At 58.0% G+C, this 16666-nt stretch carries 16 protein-coding genes and 1 pseudogene; 6 read left to right on the top strand and 11 right to left on the bottom strand.

The annotated features are described in order from the left end of the window. Positions 1 to 30: 30 nt before the first annotated feature. From ACVIIW_RS15010 to nifH, 5 genes are all read right to left on the bottom strand, one after another. A complete protein-coding gene (locus ACVIIW_RS15010; RefSeq protein WP_456701458.1) occupies positions 31 to 1338 on the bottom strand; it encodes an FAD-dependent oxidoreductase in 1308 nt (435 codons plus the stop codon). A gap of 11 nt (positions 1339 to 1349) precedes the next feature. Then, positions 1350 to 2459 (bottom strand): electron transfer flavoprotein subunit alpha/FixB family protein, encoded by a 1110-nt coding sequence (locus ACVIIW_RS15005; protein WP_456701457.1) that lies wholly within the window; start codon positions 2457 to 2459, stop codon positions 1350 to 1352. 933 nt (positions 2460 to 3392) lie between these two features. Further along, positions 3393 to 3734 carry a nitrogenase stabilizing/protective protein NifW gene (nifW, locus tag ACVIIW_RS15000; protein ID WP_456701456.1) on the bottom strand — a complete coding sequence of 114 codons (342 nt, stop codon included), beginning with the start codon at positions 3732 to 3734 and terminating at the stop codon, positions 3393 to 3395. Between the two features lie 486 nt (positions 3735 to 4220). Then, on the bottom strand, positions 4221 to 4952 hold the full coding sequence (locus ACVIIW_RS14995; protein WP_456701455.1) for a nitrogen fixation protein NifQ: 732 nt from the start codon (positions 4950 to 4952) through the stop codon (positions 4221 to 4223). Positions 4953 to 5056: 104 nt separating this feature from the next. Beyond that, on the bottom strand, positions 5057 to 5941 hold the full coding sequence (gene nifH / locus ACVIIW_RS14990; RefSeq protein WP_092235830.1) for a nitrogenase iron protein: 885 nt from the start codon (positions 5939 to 5941) through the stop codon (positions 5057 to 5059). Between the two features lie 1267 nt (positions 5942 to 7208). On the opposite strand from nifH, the pseudogene ACVIIW_RS14985 reads away from it, so the two are divergent. From ACVIIW_RS14985 to ACVIIW_RS14960, 6 genes and pseudogenes are all read left to right on the top strand, one after another. Beyond that, positions 7209 to 7535, top strand: a pseudogene (locus ACVIIW_RS14985) (hypothetical protein); the annotation flags it as partial. A gap of 16 nt (positions 7536 to 7551) precedes the next feature. Beyond that, complete coding sequence (locus ACVIIW_RS14980; protein ID WP_456705362.1) at positions 7552 to 7854, top strand: hypothetical protein; 303 nt, start codon at positions 7552 to 7554, stop codon at positions 7852 to 7854. 119 nt (positions 7855 to 7973) lie between these two features. Next, a complete protein-coding gene (locus ACVIIW_RS14975; RefSeq protein WP_456701454.1) occupies positions 7974 to 9317 on the top strand; it encodes a CaiB/BaiF CoA transferase family protein in 1344 nt (447 codons plus the stop codon). A 15-nt stretch (positions 9318 to 9332) separates the two neighbouring features. After that, a complete protein-coding gene (locus tag ACVIIW_RS14970) occupies positions 9333 to 10169 on the top strand; it encodes a citryl-CoA lyase (protein ID WP_456701453.1) in 837 nt (278 codons plus the stop codon). A gap of 58 nt (positions 10170 to 10227) precedes the next feature. Then, a complete protein-coding gene (locus ACVIIW_RS14965) occupies positions 10228 to 10473 on the top strand; it encodes an anion permease (protein WP_456701452.1) in 246 nt (81 codons plus the stop codon). A gap of 1 nt (position 10474) precedes the next feature. After that, positions 10475 to 11899 (top strand): SLC13 family permease, encoded by a 1425-nt coding sequence (locus ACVIIW_RS14960; RefSeq protein ID WP_456701451.1) that lies wholly within the window; start codon positions 10475 to 10477, stop codon positions 11897 to 11899. Positions 11900 to 12160: 261 nt separating this feature from the next. Here ACVIIW_RS14960 and ACVIIW_RS14955 read toward each other — a convergent pair whose 3' ends face one another. From ACVIIW_RS14955 to nifB, 6 genes are all read right to left on the bottom strand, one after another. After that, positions 12161 to 12508 (bottom strand): (2Fe-2S) ferredoxin domain-containing protein, encoded by a 348-nt coding sequence (locus ACVIIW_RS14955; RefSeq protein ID WP_456701450.1) that lies wholly within the window; start codon positions 12506 to 12508, stop codon positions 12161 to 12163. A gap of 1111 nt (positions 12509 to 13619) precedes the next feature. Further along, positions 13620 to 13889 (bottom strand): hypothetical protein, encoded by a 270-nt coding sequence (locus ACVIIW_RS14950; RefSeq protein ID WP_456701449.1) that lies wholly within the window; start codon positions 13887 to 13889, stop codon positions 13620 to 13622. Positions 13890 to 13922: 33 nt separating this feature from the next. After that, on the bottom strand, positions 13923 to 14282 hold the full coding sequence (locus ACVIIW_RS14945; protein ID WP_456701448.1) for a DUF3024 domain-containing protein: 360 nt from the start codon (positions 14280 to 14282) through the stop codon (positions 13923 to 13925). A gap of 247 nt (positions 14283 to 14529) precedes the next feature. Continuing rightward, positions 14530 to 14844 (bottom strand): nitrogen fixation protein NifZ, encoded by a 315-nt coding sequence (locus ACVIIW_RS14940; RefSeq protein WP_456701447.1) that lies wholly within the window; start codon positions 14842 to 14844, stop codon positions 14530 to 14532. A gap of 48 nt (positions 14845 to 14892) precedes the next feature. Then, a complete protein-coding gene (locus ACVIIW_RS14935) occupies positions 14893 to 15117 on the bottom strand; it encodes a 4Fe-4S dicluster domain-containing protein (RefSeq protein ID WP_456701446.1) in 225 nt (74 codons plus the stop codon). 10 nt (positions 15118 to 15127) lie between these two features. Continuing rightward, the gene (gene nifB / locus ACVIIW_RS14930; RefSeq protein WP_456705157.1) at positions 15128 to 16645 is read right to left on the bottom strand and encodes a nitrogenase cofactor biosynthesis protein NifB; all 1518 of its coding nucleotides are present in this window, start codon (positions 16643 to 16645) and stop codon (positions 15128 to 15130) included. Positions 16646 to 16666: the final 21 nt, after the last annotated feature.

Below are 16666 nucleotides of genomic sequence, written 5' to 3'. Positions count from 1 at the left end.
TCTTCCATTGTTGAACTTCTCCAGTTGCGGTTAGCGCCAGGCGCGGGCAAAGCGCCAAGCATCGCCGACCAGACCCGACCACGACCGCGCCTTGACAAAGGATTTTAGGCTTGCCCTCTCCTTCTCCATCTTTGGCGTACCATCGACGCGCAGAAAGTTCTGCATTGCCTTCGAGATGAGCTGCGGATAGGTAAGAAAGAAATTTTGGGAGTGGGTGTGCATTAGGGGCGGCATATCCTTGTACTTCTTCAAATCCTTGATGACGAAGGATTCATCTAGCATCTTCTTATAGATTGACAGATTTGTTGCGCTCATCGATGCGCCGCGCGATTTTACTAGACCTATCGCTTCGGCAGCGATACGACCGGAGGTCAACGCGAGATTGGAGCCCTCTCGGTGAATGGCATTGTTGAGTTGGGCTGCATCGCCCACCACGACCCAGCCTTCTCCATAGAGCTGTGGAATTGACTTGTAACCGCCTTCGGGAATGAGATGAGCGGCATATTCCTTCACTTCGGACCCTGCTATCAAAGGCGCCACCGACGGATGCCTCTTGAATTGTTCGAGTAGACCGTACGGCGTTTGGCCCGTGCGCTGGAAGTCGGCGACGAGACAACCGATGCCGAGCGAAATGCACTCCTTGTTGGTGTAGATGAATCCCATTCCGGTCATGCCGCGGGAAATAGTACCAGCCGCCTCGATCACGACGCCTTCATCGCCCTTGAGATTAAAGCGTGCCTCGATGGTCTCGCGAGGTAAAAAGTGCATTTCCTTCACCGCAAGCGCCACGTTATCGGGGGTCGGGCGCGCACGCAGACCTGCACGCGTGCCGAGCAGGCCATTGACCCCTTCCGCCAGGACGACGACGTCGGCATGTATTTCGCCGTCTCGGCGGTCTGTACGGACACCGATGATCCTTTTACGGTCGTCTTGCGCGAGCTCTGTGACGGTGGTTTCGCACAGCACGATCGCGCCAGCCTCCCGAACTTTGGAAGACAACCATTTGTCGAACTGGGCGCGTATAATCGTGTAGCGGTTCGGCCGCTCCTCGTTGAAGTCTTCCGAACGGTAGTGCATGCCGACATGGGAGCGATCGTCCATCATCCAGAACCGCTGTTCAATCAGGTGACGTTCGAGCGGCGCCTCCTCGCGAAACTCTGGGACTAGCTCTTCCATCATATCGGCATACAGTATTGCGCCCTGCACATTCTTCGAGCCAGGATATTCTCCCCGCTCGAGCTGCAGCACCTTCATGCCCCGTTTGGCCATCGTCAATGCCGCTGCGTTGCCGGCCATACCGGCTCCGACCACGATTGCATCGAATCTCTCTTCAATCATCATTATCTCCTCTAAACCGCGATCCGGGCGTGCGACTCCGGCAAAAGCCGCGCGCGGAACGCGGCAGTCAGCGCGGGCAGCAATTGTATTGCATCACTGACGATCGCGAGATGAGCAAAGTCGAAGATCGGAGCGTTCCTGTCAGTGTTGACAGCAACGATCAGATCCGCGCCCTCGACGCCAACCCGGTGCTGGATCGCTCCCGAGATGCCCGCGGCAATATAGAGCTTCGGGCGGATGGTTTTGCCTGTCTGGCCAATTTGCCGGTCAGACGTAAGCCAGCCCTTTTGCACAAGAGGACGCGAGCAGCCATATTCAGCGCCAAGAAGAGCTGCGAGTTCGCGAACGAAACGAAAGTTCTCGGGCGATCCAAGTCCTAAGCCACCCGCAACCACTACATCGGCATAGGCCAGATTGGACGATTCCGCATCGCGGTCGGTTAGGAACGACAGTACTTTTGTGACAATATCTTCTTCCATAAGGCCGAGCGGATGAACGATGATATGAGCGGCATCGCGTGAAACGCGCTCAGGCATCGGCATGACTCGCGGCCGGACGGTGGCCATCTGCGGACGATAATTCAAGGTATAGATTGTGCAGAGCAGCGAGCCGCCGAAGGTCGGACGCGTCGCCGCAAGCGAACCATCTGCATCGACGTCCAGCGCGGTGCAGTCGGCAGTCAGCCCCGTAGACAGGGTCGTCGCAACGGAACCTGCGAGATCGCGACCAAGCGTCGTCGCACCCAAGAGCAGGATCTCAGGCTTGTAGGTGTTGACGAGTTCGGCTACTGCCTTTGTATAGGATTCGTTACGATAGTCCGACAAAACATTGTCGCTTACGAGATAGGCCAGATCGGCGCCATAACAGAACGCTTCAAGCGCGGCATTACGTGTGTGCTGCCCCTCCGGACCGAGTACGACGGCGGCAAGATTCACCTTTAACCTGTCAGCAAGGGTGCGCCCCGCACCCATGAGCTCCCAGGAAACTGGATGCACCTGGCCACGCTCCAGCTCGACGAAAACCCAGACGTGTTTGTACGACTTGAAGTGCTCCGGCAGTTCCTTTTTTGCTGCTGCGCGGCCGGCCCCCGCTGGCATGCCCGTTTTGCTGACGTTGCTCATATCGAAATTCCTTTCAACAATAGGCGCCCCCGCGCCACGGTTGCTTTCTCGCTTTCGTAAACTGAAGAGCATTTTCCCTGCGTACTCGGACCGGGTCACACAACAACATGTCGTCGCGACAGACGCGCCCGTTCAGGCGGATTGGAGGGTTATTGCAAACCGAGCCATTGCACGCCGGTTTGACGAGCACGACCGCGGCTGGCTAGGGCGGCACAATGATCTTGACCGATCGCTTTCGGATCCGAACCCGCGACACCGTTTGCTGCGGAGTAATTGCAACGGCTCCACACTGGCGACCGCAACGAGGGCGATCCTGGCAACGCGTCTGCCACGCAAGCCATGCTGGGCCTTTAGCAGCAATCCGCACGGGTCGGTGCTCCCGCTCTTAGTGGCGTGGTTTCTTTCCGCCATGAGATGGAGACAACTCTGATCGGAATCGAAGGCTGATTTGATGCAAATGCCACTGTCATACCCGTTGCAGGAGTAGCGCGAAGGGGACACTTGTTCATTGACCACCGTCTCACCGCCGCTGCGAGACTGCGGCCGCGCCTAAGTCTACTGCGAACGTACCTGACGGAATCATAAGCCTCGACGTGATGGCGCGGGGCGGCACGGCAGGCACTAAAAGCAGCATCATAGGTCCTCCGTCGAACTCATCAAGGACGCTACCGTCGGTCGCATCGATGATCCGATCGGCACAACAAAAGCAAGTGTCGTACCAGTCGCAAAGACGATAGAACGTCAGCAGAGACGTAATCGCTTGCGCGGCACTTCATACAGCCCCTGATATCGTTGGCACGACAATCCAGACAAGGTCAGGAATACAACAAACACCGCTCGGGCCGCAGAGACTTGCGCCGATGAAGAGAACGCCCACGCGAACGAAGTGCCTCGGCGTCCGTGGGGCGCAGTTGGCTTACAGTGGAGTGCTCATTACTTCAACTCGCTCAAAGGAACAAAGGCCCCAATCTTCTTAGGATCTGCGACAGCATCCTTTAACACTTTGAATACCCGCTGCTCGATCGGCGAAGAAGCTACGAAATCGGCATAGGCTTGCTCCAGCATCGCCTTGCACCGCGCTCTTATTTCCGCCTCTGATGCATCAGCGAATTGCTCTTGGGCGAAGTATTGTCCCATTCGCCTTAGTATATGAAGGCGCGCGACATTGACGATCTTAGGATCGTATTCGACGCCAAGTAGCGAAAAAAACTCCTCTGCCGCACAAGCCTTGCCGAGCCGATCCAGGATACCGGCTGCCGGGGACGAGTTGATCATCAAGCAATCTCCTTCCGATTACCTCTGGGTCGCGCTCAAGCAAACAATGATCAAGCGAGATAGGTGTGCTGGACTTTGGAATGGAATGACCGCCGGATCCCTGCGCAAATACGCACTCGCCGACTCCGCAGTGCTCATGACCGTCGCACATGCGGTGTGGCTGGCTAGCGCTTGGGCGCGCTCCTGAACTTCGGGAGCATGACGCGGGCCTCCGGTAACTCTGGTCGAATGTCACCGCGAGTTCATTAAGCCCTGTGTTCCCGGCCGCCTCGCCGATGCGCGGTTCGCGCCAGGCTTCACGGCGCGTATCGTGTTCCGATCGCCAGTCCTCACGCTGCCGCCTTGGACGCATGGCCATGCGCCTGCAGCCAAACGTCATAACTAGGCTCCTCCCCGCGCTGCCTACAGATCCGGCGTGGCCTTCTCGGATGACGATGCAACTTCCGACCGTTTCGACTGTTCAGATGAGGGGTCGCCGACCACAACCTACCGAGCAGGCTCTTGCAAATCGCGCCGCCGCTCGGCCATCCGGCTCTCGCCGCTTTCTTCACCGAAGCAGACGTTGAATTCGTTGCATTGGTCGCACACGGGTGTCGTACACATCACAACGCCATCGTTCTCGCAAAGCATGCGGTAGAAAAAACGCTTCCACCGCATATTATTGACGTTGCGCGCGGCGAGCGGCCCGAAATGACGGCTCAGCACGAGAACGAGTTCGCCACGATTGCGCAAGCCGAGAGCTTCCCACAAATGGTCCGACTCCATGGCGCGACGTGCGATCATTGCAGCCAGCCATCGTCCGATGTCCCCTTGCGTCGAGCGCTCCTTGAGTAAAAGATCGCGAAGCATTGCGATCTCCTCGTGATCCGCGCCCTCGGAGGGCGAGGCCTGCTGCGCAGCATTGATCGTGGTTGAGGGGAAGTACTTCTCCAGCAGGGCCGCCAGTTCAACGCCGGAGAGGCCAACCTTCTCAAGAAGGGAGCCACCGTCCATAGCGGCAGCCGCCAGGATGGACGCCAGGACATGGCGATCGAGGTTAGCGTCTGTAGCGATATTAGCATCCGCAGGAGCCTCACCGGTGAGCAAACGGTAGGCGGCAACTCCCACGTGCAGCTGGCTGATGCAAGCAGCAGGGCCTACAGCCATGAACGAAGCGACGTGCGGGTCGGACATAATCTTGTGAGTTTTCACAATCGCGAGGTCTGCATGGGCGCGCATTGAGTTTGGCGACGGTCGATCGTCAGTATGCCGGTCTCCCGGGAGGGGACGGTGAGGAGACCGGCATCTGTCGCGCGCCCTTACAAGGCCGCGACTCGCGACCTTTACGAGGCTGCGAGCTCGGCGGCGGTCTTCCCGATGATCGATTCATCCACCGGCTTCATAATGCCGTGCTCCATCAGCATGTCCTCCAGCTCATCCATGGAGATCGGGGTCGGGATGATACCTTTACCGCCATTGTTATGAACCTTATGAGCGAGCTTCCGGTAGTGATCGGCCTGCTTGGAATCGGGTGCATATTCAAGAACCGTCATACGGCGTAGCTCTGCATGCTGCACCACGTTGTCACGCGGCACGAAGTAGATCAACTGAGTGCCCAGCTTTTTGGCCAGCGCTTCTGCCAATTCCAGTTCCTTGTCGGTCTGCCGCTCGTTACAGATCAGTCCCCCCAGCCGCACCCCTCCAGAGTTGGCGTACTTTAGGATGCCCTTCGAGATATTGTTTGCGGCATACATCGCCATCATTTCACCGGACATCACAATGTAAATTTCCTGCGCCTTATTCTCGCGGATCGGCATGGCAAAGCCGCCGCATACGACGTCGCCAAGCACGTCGTATGAGACATAGTCAATGTTCTCGTAGGCGCCGTTCTCTTCCAGAAAATTGATCGAGGTGATGACGCCGCGACCCGCACAGCCGACACCTGGCTCAGGACCGCCGGACTCCACGCAACGAATGTCCCGGTAGCCGACCTTCATTACGTCTTCGAGTTCTAGATCCTCCACGCTGCCGGCGCTGGCCGCAAGGCTCAAAATCGTATCTTGCGCCTTGGCGTGCAGAATCAGCCGGGTCGAGTCCGCCTTCGGATCGCAGCCCACAATCAGAATTTTCTGCCCCATCTCGGCCAACGCCGCCAGCGTGTTCTGCGAAGTGGTGGACTTCCCGATGCCACCTTTCCCGTAGAACGCGATTTGTCTTAGTGAAGACATGTTGTTCTCCATTAACCGATTTGCCAAAAGTTGCGCGTTTCTTGTGCGAGCTTGTTTCTCTCACAAAAGCGCGGGCACACGGGATCAAGGGAAGGAGCGCATCGCTCGCTTTGCGCGTCGGCGTGCACTCAGCCCTCACTCAGTGTTGCTGCCCCTTGGTAGCAATGGCTGTGCCAACACTCGACTACGTACCTTAAGTTTATGATTGCACTGCAAAATGCAGCCAGCAGTTTGCGTGTTCGTTGAGCGTTTTGGATCTGACAGAGTATCTGCGTCGCTGTCAGACAACGAACAAAAAACTGCAAGCATCAACGCGCAAGAAATGGTGGGGGTCGGACCATTTCGACGTCTGCAGTTATGGAACGGAACTTGCTGATCCTCTCGCAACGCCAGCAATTCGAGAAGAGTGAATATGCCGGAGGCGCTCCAATCATCCCAACCAGCAGGGATTCTCGCAAATGCATTGTGACACTCGGCACGCCGATATCGGAGCTGGCCGGCAGACAGTTCGAAGCGGCTCGCGGATGCAGGAGCGCCGCGCAATGGTCATTCGAGACGTCTTGAAGAAGCCATGGCAAGCGGACGAATTGCGAAGTTTTTTTCACAATATCAACTCTTCAGTCTTCCGTATGCGCAACAGCGACCTTGCGCGGTTTCTCGCGCGACTCTTGGAATTGAGAATTCGATGAGAGCAAGAACAGTTCTGGCCACGGCATCGACCCTCGCGCTAGCGACCTCGTTGGCCAGCAACTCGGTCCGCGGTGCGGATTTGGGGTCGAATCCGGTCTACTATAAAGCGCCTCCAATCGAACCCTCCAACCCGTGGATGATCCGCCTGCGCGCGCTCGGCGTTTTGCCGGATACCGGAGGAAGTTCGGTTAATGTTCCTGTGGCGCCAACGTGAAAAAGCTGTGGCTGCGGCCGGAGTACTCCGCAACTGTGAACAATGCGGTTGCCGTTAGCGGACGCGCCAATATCGATCCATGGCTCGTCAGCGGCGGCGTCGCTTACAAGTTCTGACGCCAGAATGGGCCAGAAAGAGGACTTCGTTTGATCAACTCGGAACGCAGCAAGCTCGTCGAGCGCGTCTCCTCCTCGTTACCGCAGCGTGGTTGGAGACCGGCTGACGCGTCAACGCCTCAGCTCGCTCGCGAACGGGAGAGAGAGAGAGAGAGAGAGAGAGAACGGTTCGTAGCATCGTTCGCGCTTCCCATTAAGGGATCGCGCCGCGCGTAGGTAACCGACAACAGATAGATCGATACCGCATATGAGATGTTTGCCTTGTCGCACGCTGCAAGGGCGCAATTTCCTTGTTATCCAAATAGACATTCGGTACGCGACACGGAAGTTTCGGCGTACTAGGATGTGGTCTGTCAGGAGGTTGTTCATCTGGTCTCAACCAAGAAAGCTGAGGTTGCGAAGCTTCAGTGTTCCAAGAAGAGACCAGATGAACGTCCATAAGAATGCGCCTTTGACGCCCAAAGGTCGAGAGGCGATGATGCGAAGCGTAGTCTGGAATGGGTTGAGCCAGGCCGGCGCGGCTGACCTTTTCAACAGGATGCCGAAGACCGTCGCCAAATGGACCAAGCGCTTCCGCGCAGAAGGTGTGGATGGCTTGCTCGATCGCACGTCGCGACTTCATTCATCGCCAGCCAACCCCCGCAGCCACGTGCACCGCCATCGAGGCCTTGCGCCGGCAGCGCCAAACGGGCAAGCAGATTGCAGCCGGGGTCGAGATCTCGCCGGCTACCGTCAGCCGCGTCCTACGCCGCCTGGGGTTGAACCGGATACGCATTTGGAGGTCGCTCGAGCCGGAGCGCCGCTATGAGCGCGAGAACCCCAGCGGGATCATTCACATCGACATCAAAAAAGCTCGGGCGTTTCCGGCGGGTCGGCCACCGGATCACCGGTGATCCGAGTGATCCGAAGAAGAGCCGCGGCGCTGGCTTGGATTTCGTGCACGTCTGCATTGACGACCACTCCCGCCTCGCGTTCTCCGAGATCAAGCCGGACAAGCCGACCGACAGTGCCGTTGGCTTCTCAAAGCAGCCGTGGCTGCCTACCACAAAAGCCTCGGCGTCACCGCCACCCGCGTCATGACCGACAATGGCAGTTGCTACCGGTCGTTCACGTTCCGCGTAGGGTAGATTGCCTTAGGGAGATCGCCATGAGTTTGCCGCTTCACGGCGTACGCGTCCTCGATCTGTCCAACGTGCTCGCCGGACCCTTCTGTGGCTACAACTTGGCCCGGATCGGCGCCGAAGTGATCAAGATCGAAAATCCGAAGGGCGGCGATCTGGCTCGTCGTCTCGGGGCAGATCCGGCGATGGCACAGCGCCTGTTCGGCCTGTCCTTTGTTGCGGTGAATGCCTGTAAACAATCGATCGCGATCGACTTGAAATCGCCGGAGGGTCGGGATGCATTCCTTCGACTTGTCGACCAGGCCGACGTGCTGCTCGAGAACTTCCGACCCAAAGTCTTGGAGCGGCTCGGCCTAGGCTATGCGGTCCTCGCGAAGCGCAACCCCGGGCTGATCTACTGCGCCATATCCGGCTTCGGTCAGGAAGGCCCTTGGGCAAACCGGCCCGCCTACGACCAGATCGTGCAAGGTCTCTCGGGCGCGATGAGCGTAACCGGCGATCACCGATCGGCGCCGTTGCGCACCGGCTTTCCGATCTCCGACACCATGGCCGGTATCACGGCAGCCTTCGCAATCTCGGCGGCGCTGGTCGCTCAGCGTTTGACCGGCCGCGGCCGGTTCATCGATGTGTCACTCTTGGAATCGACTCTGGCGGCAATGGGCTGGGTGGTCTCTAACCACCTCAACGCCGGCATGCTCCCCGAGCCAATGGGAAACGAGAATTTCACGGCGGCCCCATCCGGCACGTTCAAGACGAAGACCGGTCCGCTCAACATTTCTGCCAACGAACAGAAGCAATTCGAGAAGCTGTGCGAACTGATCGGAAGACCCAATCTGCTGAGTGAGGAACGGTTCGGTGAACGCCACACGCGCAAGCTGCATCGCGCAGCCCTGAGGGACGAGATCAACAAGGCGCTCAAGTCGAAATCCGCCGAGGAATGGGAGGAGGTTTTCAACGCCGCCGGCGTTCCGGCCGGGTGCGTGCTCTCGGTCCAGGACGCACTGCAGCAGCCGCAGCTGGTCGAACGCCGGTTCGTCGAGCGGCTGCCTCTCGAACCGACCGAAGGGCGACAGCTACAGGTGACGCGCCCAGGCTTCCTTCTGGACGAAGGCTTTCCCGAACCGTCCGTTCCCCCGTTACTTGGCGCCGACACGGCGATATGGCTCGGACGGCTCGGCTACACGCGCGCGCAGATCGATCAAATGGCCGAACGGGGCGTGGTGCGCGTCGCATGAAAAGGAATCCTGGCCATGTCCGAATCCACTCCCGCGGATCTCCTGACCGCGGCAACCAAATGGTGGTCGACCGACATTATCGACATGAAGCCGGGCGTCATCCGCTTTCGTGGCTTTCCGATCGAGCAGATGATTGGCTCGATCAGCTTTCCACAGATGATATGGCTTCTGTTGCGCGGCGACCTCCCGTCGCCCGATCATGCCGCTCTGCTTGAAGCAGCCCTTGTGGCTGCGGTCGATCACGGACCGCAGGCGCCTTCGATCGCGGTCGGCCGGATGTCCATCACCTGCGGCTTGCCGCTCAACGGAGCAATGGCGTCGGCCATCAATTTGCTCGACGACGTTCATGGAGGCGCCGGTCAACAATGCATGGAGCTGTACGCCGACATCGCGCGACGGATGAGTGAAGGTACGCCGCTTGTAGCGGCGACGCAGGCCGGCATGGCAGCCTCCGTCGGAACACACGGGAAAGTCTTGCCCGGTTTTGGCCATCGCTTTCACCCGATCGACCCTCGCTCACCGAAGCTGCTGTCTCTGGTCGATGCCGCTCATGAGCGCGGCGTGATTTCCGGCAAGTTTGCCGACATCGGCCGTGCGGTAGAAGCCCATCTCGAAAAGGGAAAGGGCCGCAAGGTCCCGATGAACATCGACGGGTCCACCGCCGTCATCTACTCCGAACTCGGTTTCGCGCCGGCACTCGGGCGAGGACTTTTCATCTTGTCGCGCTCGGTGGGCATTCTCGCGCATGCCTGGGAACAGAAGCAGCAGGGCGGTCGTATCAAGGGGCCGATGCCTCCAGGCGTCCCCTATTCTTACACAGGGAAGCCACCACGCGACTTCAGCCCGGCCTAACGATCATGAACGAGGCTCCAAAAGAAGCGCAGTCGCCAAATACGCTAGGGATCATTAAATGTCGTCCATTGATATCGCGCTACAGGCCGTTCTAAAGTTAAATTTGCTCAAGAAAGCGCTCGGCCAATGGCGGCTCCTGGCCTGCATTCTCGCGCCGGGCATCGTGTTGCTCTCCGCGATGCCTGCCGGGTTGACGTTAGAACGGTGGCGTCTGTTCGCGGTCTACGTTGTAGCTTTCGTGGGTTCTATTCTGCGGCCATACAATGAGACGGTTGTCATCTGCGACGCGCAAAGAGCGCTTTGATTTGACGGATCATGCCTCGTTCGACGCGATACGGCGCGGGGTGGGTATTCCGCTCGCGGTGGGCATAGGCCTTGCCGTCTGGACGGCTGGCGCGCCCGAGGGGCTCTCGCCGTTGGGTCATCGCGCGCTCGTTCTGTTCTCGGCGGTGTTCATTCTCTATCTCACGGAAGCCATCCCGCTCGCGATCACCAGCCTGGTCATCGCGCCAGCGGCCGTTCTTCTGGGCATTGCGACGCCGGCGAGTTCCTTGAGTGGATTCTCCTCGTCATCCGTCTATCTCATCCTCGGCGCATTCATTCTCGCCGCAGCGATGGTCAAGACGCGGCTCGCCGAGCGGATTACATACGGAATTCTCAAGGTCGCCGGCGGGACAACGACCCGTACTACTCTCGGAGTAACGATCGCCAATATCGTGCTTGCCTTCCTGATCCCGTCCTCAACCGCACGAACTGCCGTGCTGCTCCCGGTGTGTCTTGGCATCGCCTCTGTGATCGAAGGCGAAGGCCGCATCCGATTCGTCGTGAGTCTCCTCCTGACGCTTGCCTACACGAATGCGACGATCAGCGCCGGAATCCTGACCGCGACGCTACCAAATCCGGTGACCGCCGATTTTCTTGCCGAGGCGGAACGGCCAGTGACCTACGTCGACTGGCTGATCTACGGCTTTCCGCCGGCGCTGATCATGACCTTCCTGACGTTGTTCGTCGTTCAAGTGGTCGTCGGGACCGAAGAACGACATGACGCGCCTCTGGCCGGCGATGCTATCGCAAAGCGGCTTTCCGAGATGGGCCGCACCACCCCCGCGGAATGGCGAACCCTTGTGATCTTCGTTCTAGTCGTAGTCGGGTGGGTGACCCAGGGATGGTCGAAACTCGACACGACCGTCATCTGCCTGACCGGTGCCGGTTTGCTGTTCCTGCCGAAACTCGGCGTGATCGACTGGGCCGATGCCAACCGACAGATATCTTGGCAAGTCATCCTCGTATCCGGAGGCGGCATCACGCTCGGCGATCTGCTGATCAAGACCGGGGCTGCGGACTGGCTTGCAGTGGAGATTTTTCATGGACTCGGTCTGGGCGGGGCAGGCCGGGTCACTATGCTGCTTATTGTCATGATCGTCCTGCAGCTGCTCCATGTGCTCTTCGTCGGGACAACTGCGATGGCGACAGGCATCATTCCGATCGTGTTGGCTCTCGCGGAGACCGCTCAGGTGGATCCTCGTGTGCTCGTCCTGCCGGCCGGCATGATCATTGGCGGTTACCCGGTACTGATGTTCTACAACACGCTGCCGAATATCATGGTCTACGGCACGGGCCGCTTGACGGTCCTCGACTTCCCAAAGGTAGGTGTCCCGGTCAGCCTACTCGCCTGCATCGTCTATGCGATTTGCGCATCGACGTACTGGCGGTGGCTCGGCATGATCTGAGCGACCTCGATACGAACGCGCTATCAGAACGTCGGCTGTGGGCCATCGCGACATATCACGCCGCCGCTCGCTCTCGCTCGCAATTGGAGCGAAGCGGACGTAGTCAGCAGTCATATGACGCCGCCAAGCTTATAGGTAAACGGCATAGTAAGCGCGAAGTGCCAGGCTAGCTCAGACCAGCGGCTCCCAACGGCAGGCTCATGGTCGAGCAAGCCGTCCATGCTTGCCGAGACCGGCAAGCGACGCCGCCAAGCCACGCCCTTAGCTTCGCTTGAGCACCATGACAAGTCGATCGACACGTTTGCCCTGCTTGAGGTGCGAGATGACGATCTCGTCGACGTCCTCAGGCGTGCTCGCGCGATACCAGACTCCGTCAGGATAGACAACCAGCAAGGGACCAGAGTTACAAAAGCCGAGGCACCCCGCCGTCGCGAAACCGATATCGTTTAATCGTTGCGCTTCGATCGCTTTGCTCATTCGATCCCACAACGCTTGCGCCCCCGAGGCACCACAACTGCCGTGGGAATGGCTTGGCGGACGTTGCGTGTTGCACGCAAAGACATGATGCCTGTAGATCTGGGGAGGAGCAATTTCAGTTTCTGAGCTCACGCGACTATCCTCTGCTACTCAACTTCAGCTGAAGCGATGGCGGCCCACAATGCCTAATGATTGAACGACCGTTGGCCGGTATATGTTACTGGTTCTCGCTCTCGCTTGCGAAAGCCGCTGAGAGCCATCAGGCGCTATAGTCATTCTCTTCGCGCATGATGAGCGAGCGATACATTCCCGTTCGAAGTCCTGATTGCGACCAACCTGTTCGTCCATCATTGCAATCACCCGCATCACCCACTAATGGTCGATCTGCTCCAAGGGAAGCCTAACACCAGAGGCGTCCCGCACATTCTTCACAATTTAGCGCTGCCATTGCCGGCGCTCATCGCTCCTATGAGCGATCCGAGACGTGCTAAAAGCCCTTCCTCTCACCTAGACTGGTGGCATCGGTCCGACAGATCGGCTCATCAAGTCGCCGGGCCTCGGTTTTCTCATCCAAGCCCCTCGGTTTGCTGCTTGAAATCATCGACGGCAGTCCGGCTCAACCGAAACACCCCGCGGCCACGAGACAGCGGCCGATAAGCCGAGGCGTCACGGGTGTTTAGGACATCAAACCATTGGTTAGGACTGAGCTTTGCTGGACGCTCGTTGATCTGTATCACCCTCCCGTTCGGGGCGAAGCGGAGGTGGATTATGATTTCTTGTGAGTCCATATCGGTCCCTGCTTTTGGTCACTTACGATCACGATCCGGACACCGACAATCTCCCTTTTAATGTGTTTGATTGCGGAGGTGTTGGCGCGTACTTCAAGGTTGGCGACGCTGGTACACATTACTCATGAGCTTGCCACCTCCCCCTGATAAACCCTACAATGATCACAATGAACTCCCCGTGCTTCCGTATCTTAGGGACGAGACTCTTGCTCGATCGCGAGGTCTGTCGATGCATCCCGCTCTAAACGATGAACTCGAGCCACTTGTTCATGGGACCGGTACGAAATGGGCGTGCCATGACGCGATCGCACATCTGATCCAATCCAGGAATTGGCCGCGTGACGGCCGGAGTTGAAGGTGATTTCGGGCACCGGAAGCTGCAGATGCGCTCGGAATGCTGCTCGGCCATTCGACGCCACTCTAGGACTTCATCGAAAAGCTTGCGGGCCCGGTACTCACCTCGTATCTTTCCTTTTGGCCAATACGATCCCACTCGCTCGCGTTGGTTCGCCCGTTATCTGCGCGCAGTGATTCGATCCATCGAGCAGATGAAGATCGAAGCGAGGAGCCTGCCGAAACGGCACATCTGACAAGTCCGACGCATCACACCGCACAAAAGCAAGCTGCGGAAAGCGGCGGCGCAGCTCAGACAATTTCCCGACCTCGGCTCCATCGGCAGAAAGCAGTCGCTCCATTTCGATCAGTTCCTCCGTGGTGAGTGCCATCGTCGCTCTCTATGCCTCGAGGACGGTTGTCCCTCACTGCCAGAACAGGCGCTCTGGATCCGCGCTCAATTCCTCGATAGCAGGAGTCAAGCGATCGTAAAGGCTGTAAATCTCCCAGATTCCGACCGCGTGATTCTTGCGAAACAGCTTCCAGATGCCGCTCACGGCATCATAAAGAATGAGAGCTACATCGACGAGAGCGCCATCCTTGTCGATGTTGCGCGAGCAACAAGGGCTCTCGATGAGATAGCCACCCCTCACCAGCCTCACGCTTGGTGAGACATAGAGATAACGCTTGCGCTCGCACAAGCCGCGTTCGATGCGCTTGCGATCAAGCTCGTTGGGGTGAGACACCGGCCCCGCCTTCACTTTCCTCATCAGCTCGCCATTCATCGCGAAGGCCTCCTTTCAAAGCACCGTGTTTTCCTCTTCAAGACACCCAATGAGACGCCTGAACAGAATCGAACAACATAGATTGGCTCGTGAGCTTCGTTATTGAGAACGGCGATGATGGTCTTGCGCGTTGCTCCGACGGGGAGCGAAACTCCAGTGTTCCGTTTTGCCAATGAGCAGTCTTGGACAAGGTCGACTGCGGCTTGGGTCCGCGCGCCTCGCCGATCTTTCGGAAGTTTCTGCTGAGTCATGACTCCTCCGGTAATGGCAAATCATCGACCTCCTCGTAGGCATCCATTGTCTCTAGTTCGTTGCGTTTCATGCCAACGCGGTGGCCACTCTCCAAGAACTCCACGCCGTAGATATAGAATTGCTGCAAGAATGTTCCGATCGAGACGACGTAACCGATCTCCCCCCTTTTTACTAAGACCTCGCCGACCTCCCTCCCGCGATAGGTGCCATCATTTCGGATGACGCGATTGGCTCGAAGCTTTTGGCCAAAGCTGAAGACTGGCGGGCCGCTTAGCTCGACGATGTCGCTGTCCCGAGGAATTCTGCTCATCTGCCACTCCTCATGCCAACGCTTTGGGGCACCGCTCAGCTTCACGCTTTAAACTGGCGGTTGGTAGCGAGGCAAGGATCTGTCAACCACGCAGGTATTGTCGACCGGGCAGGCAGCGACACATTGCGGCTCATCAAAATGGCCAACGCACTCGGTGCATCTGGCCCCTTCAATAGCAAAGCTCCCGCCCTTCTCAGAGATAGCAATGTTCGGGCATAGAGGTTCGCAAGCTGAGCAGCCCGTGCACTGCGAGGCTACGATTTTGAATGGCACATATTCCTCCTTAGGCCGTAGAGATGCTATCTACCAAACGATACGCGTGCTCTCCGCGGTGCATGTGGTGGATCTCACCGCGCTTTACCTTGCCTAGATAGGCTCTGAACCACGCGATCATCGATTTCTCAATGAACTCATGGGCGAATTGATCCACCGGCTCAATGCCCGCCTCTATCAGATTGTTTTTCGGACAGCCGCCAATCTTAGCCACGAAGACAGCATGGCAGTCCCTAATGTCGCGCATGATGGAGGATAGCCTATCTTCCTCACCATACCCGCCCTGACAGTACCCCTGCACACGACGCGGACCGATGAACTTGGCGCCGGATGTGGAAAGCTCGTACACCAGGAATTCCTTGGCATGTCCAAAGTGCTCGTTGATCAACCCAGAGCCTTTGGTTGCGACAGCCACTAGAACGGTTATGGCGCTCATGTTTCCATAGGTTTCGATCAGCTCCTGTTGGCCGACCGCGAATTTGGCAACTCGCTCATCCTCTATTCTCTTTTGATACGCCTCGCGCTTCTCCAAGTCATAACGGACGTCCATTTTCATCACCTGATCCGTACTGAACTCTGCGCTGCGATCCTCGCCGAGTAGACCGACCGCATCGGCGCGGCACTGACGGCAATGCCGCATCATGCTTATCTGCCCTTCGCAAGCATCTTGCAGTGCCTTCAGTTCTTGTGCCGTCGGCCCGCGCTGACCTTTGAGGCCAAACGCGGTGCCGTGCTCGGGCGCGGAGATCAGCGGCATGATATTGTGGAGGAAGGCACCGCGTGAGGTGACCGCCTTGTTGACCTCGACTAGGTGGTCATCGTTGATGTTGGGGATCATCACTGAGTTGATCTTGCACAAGATGCCCCGATCGGTAAGCATCTCGAGGCCTTTCAGCTGACGATGAGTGAGTATCCTTGCCGCCTCGACGCCGGTATATCGCTTGTGGTTGAAGAAGATCCAAGGATAAATCTTGGCTCCGATTTCCGGATCGATCATGTTGATGGTGATGGTGACGTGGTCGATTTTGGCCTTCGCGATGGTGTCAACATAGTCTGCCAGCGCGAGTCCGTTGGTTGACAGACACAGCTTTATGTCGGGAGCAGCCTTGGTGACCAGCTCGAACGTTTTGAACGTCTTTGCGGGATTGGCCAGGGCGTCGCCGGGACCAGCAATGCCAAGCACTGTCATCTGCGGAATTGCCGTCGCGACTGCGATCACTTTTTTTGCCGCCTGCTCAGGGGTGAGTTTCTCGCTCACCACGCCCGGGCGCGATTCATTGGCGCAGTCGTATTTTCGGTTGCAGTAATTGCACTGGATGTTGCAGGCAGGCGCAACCGCGACATGCATGCGAGCGAAGTAATGGTGCGCATCCTCGCTATAGCAGGGATGGTTTTTGACCTTTTCCCAAATTTTGGTCGGGAGCCCGCCTTGGCCGGTTGCGGAGCCGCAGCTCGCCTGTCCAGTCTTAGCAGAAGCGCTGCAGCCCCCGTGCTCGGTGGCGGATCGCGTCCTCTCGCTGCTGTTCATTGCAGCTCCGACATATTTTCC

Source organism: Bradyrhizobium sp. USDA 4449 (genome assembly GCF_054056275.1).
This window is presented reverse-complemented; position numbering and strand designations above follow the sequence as displayed.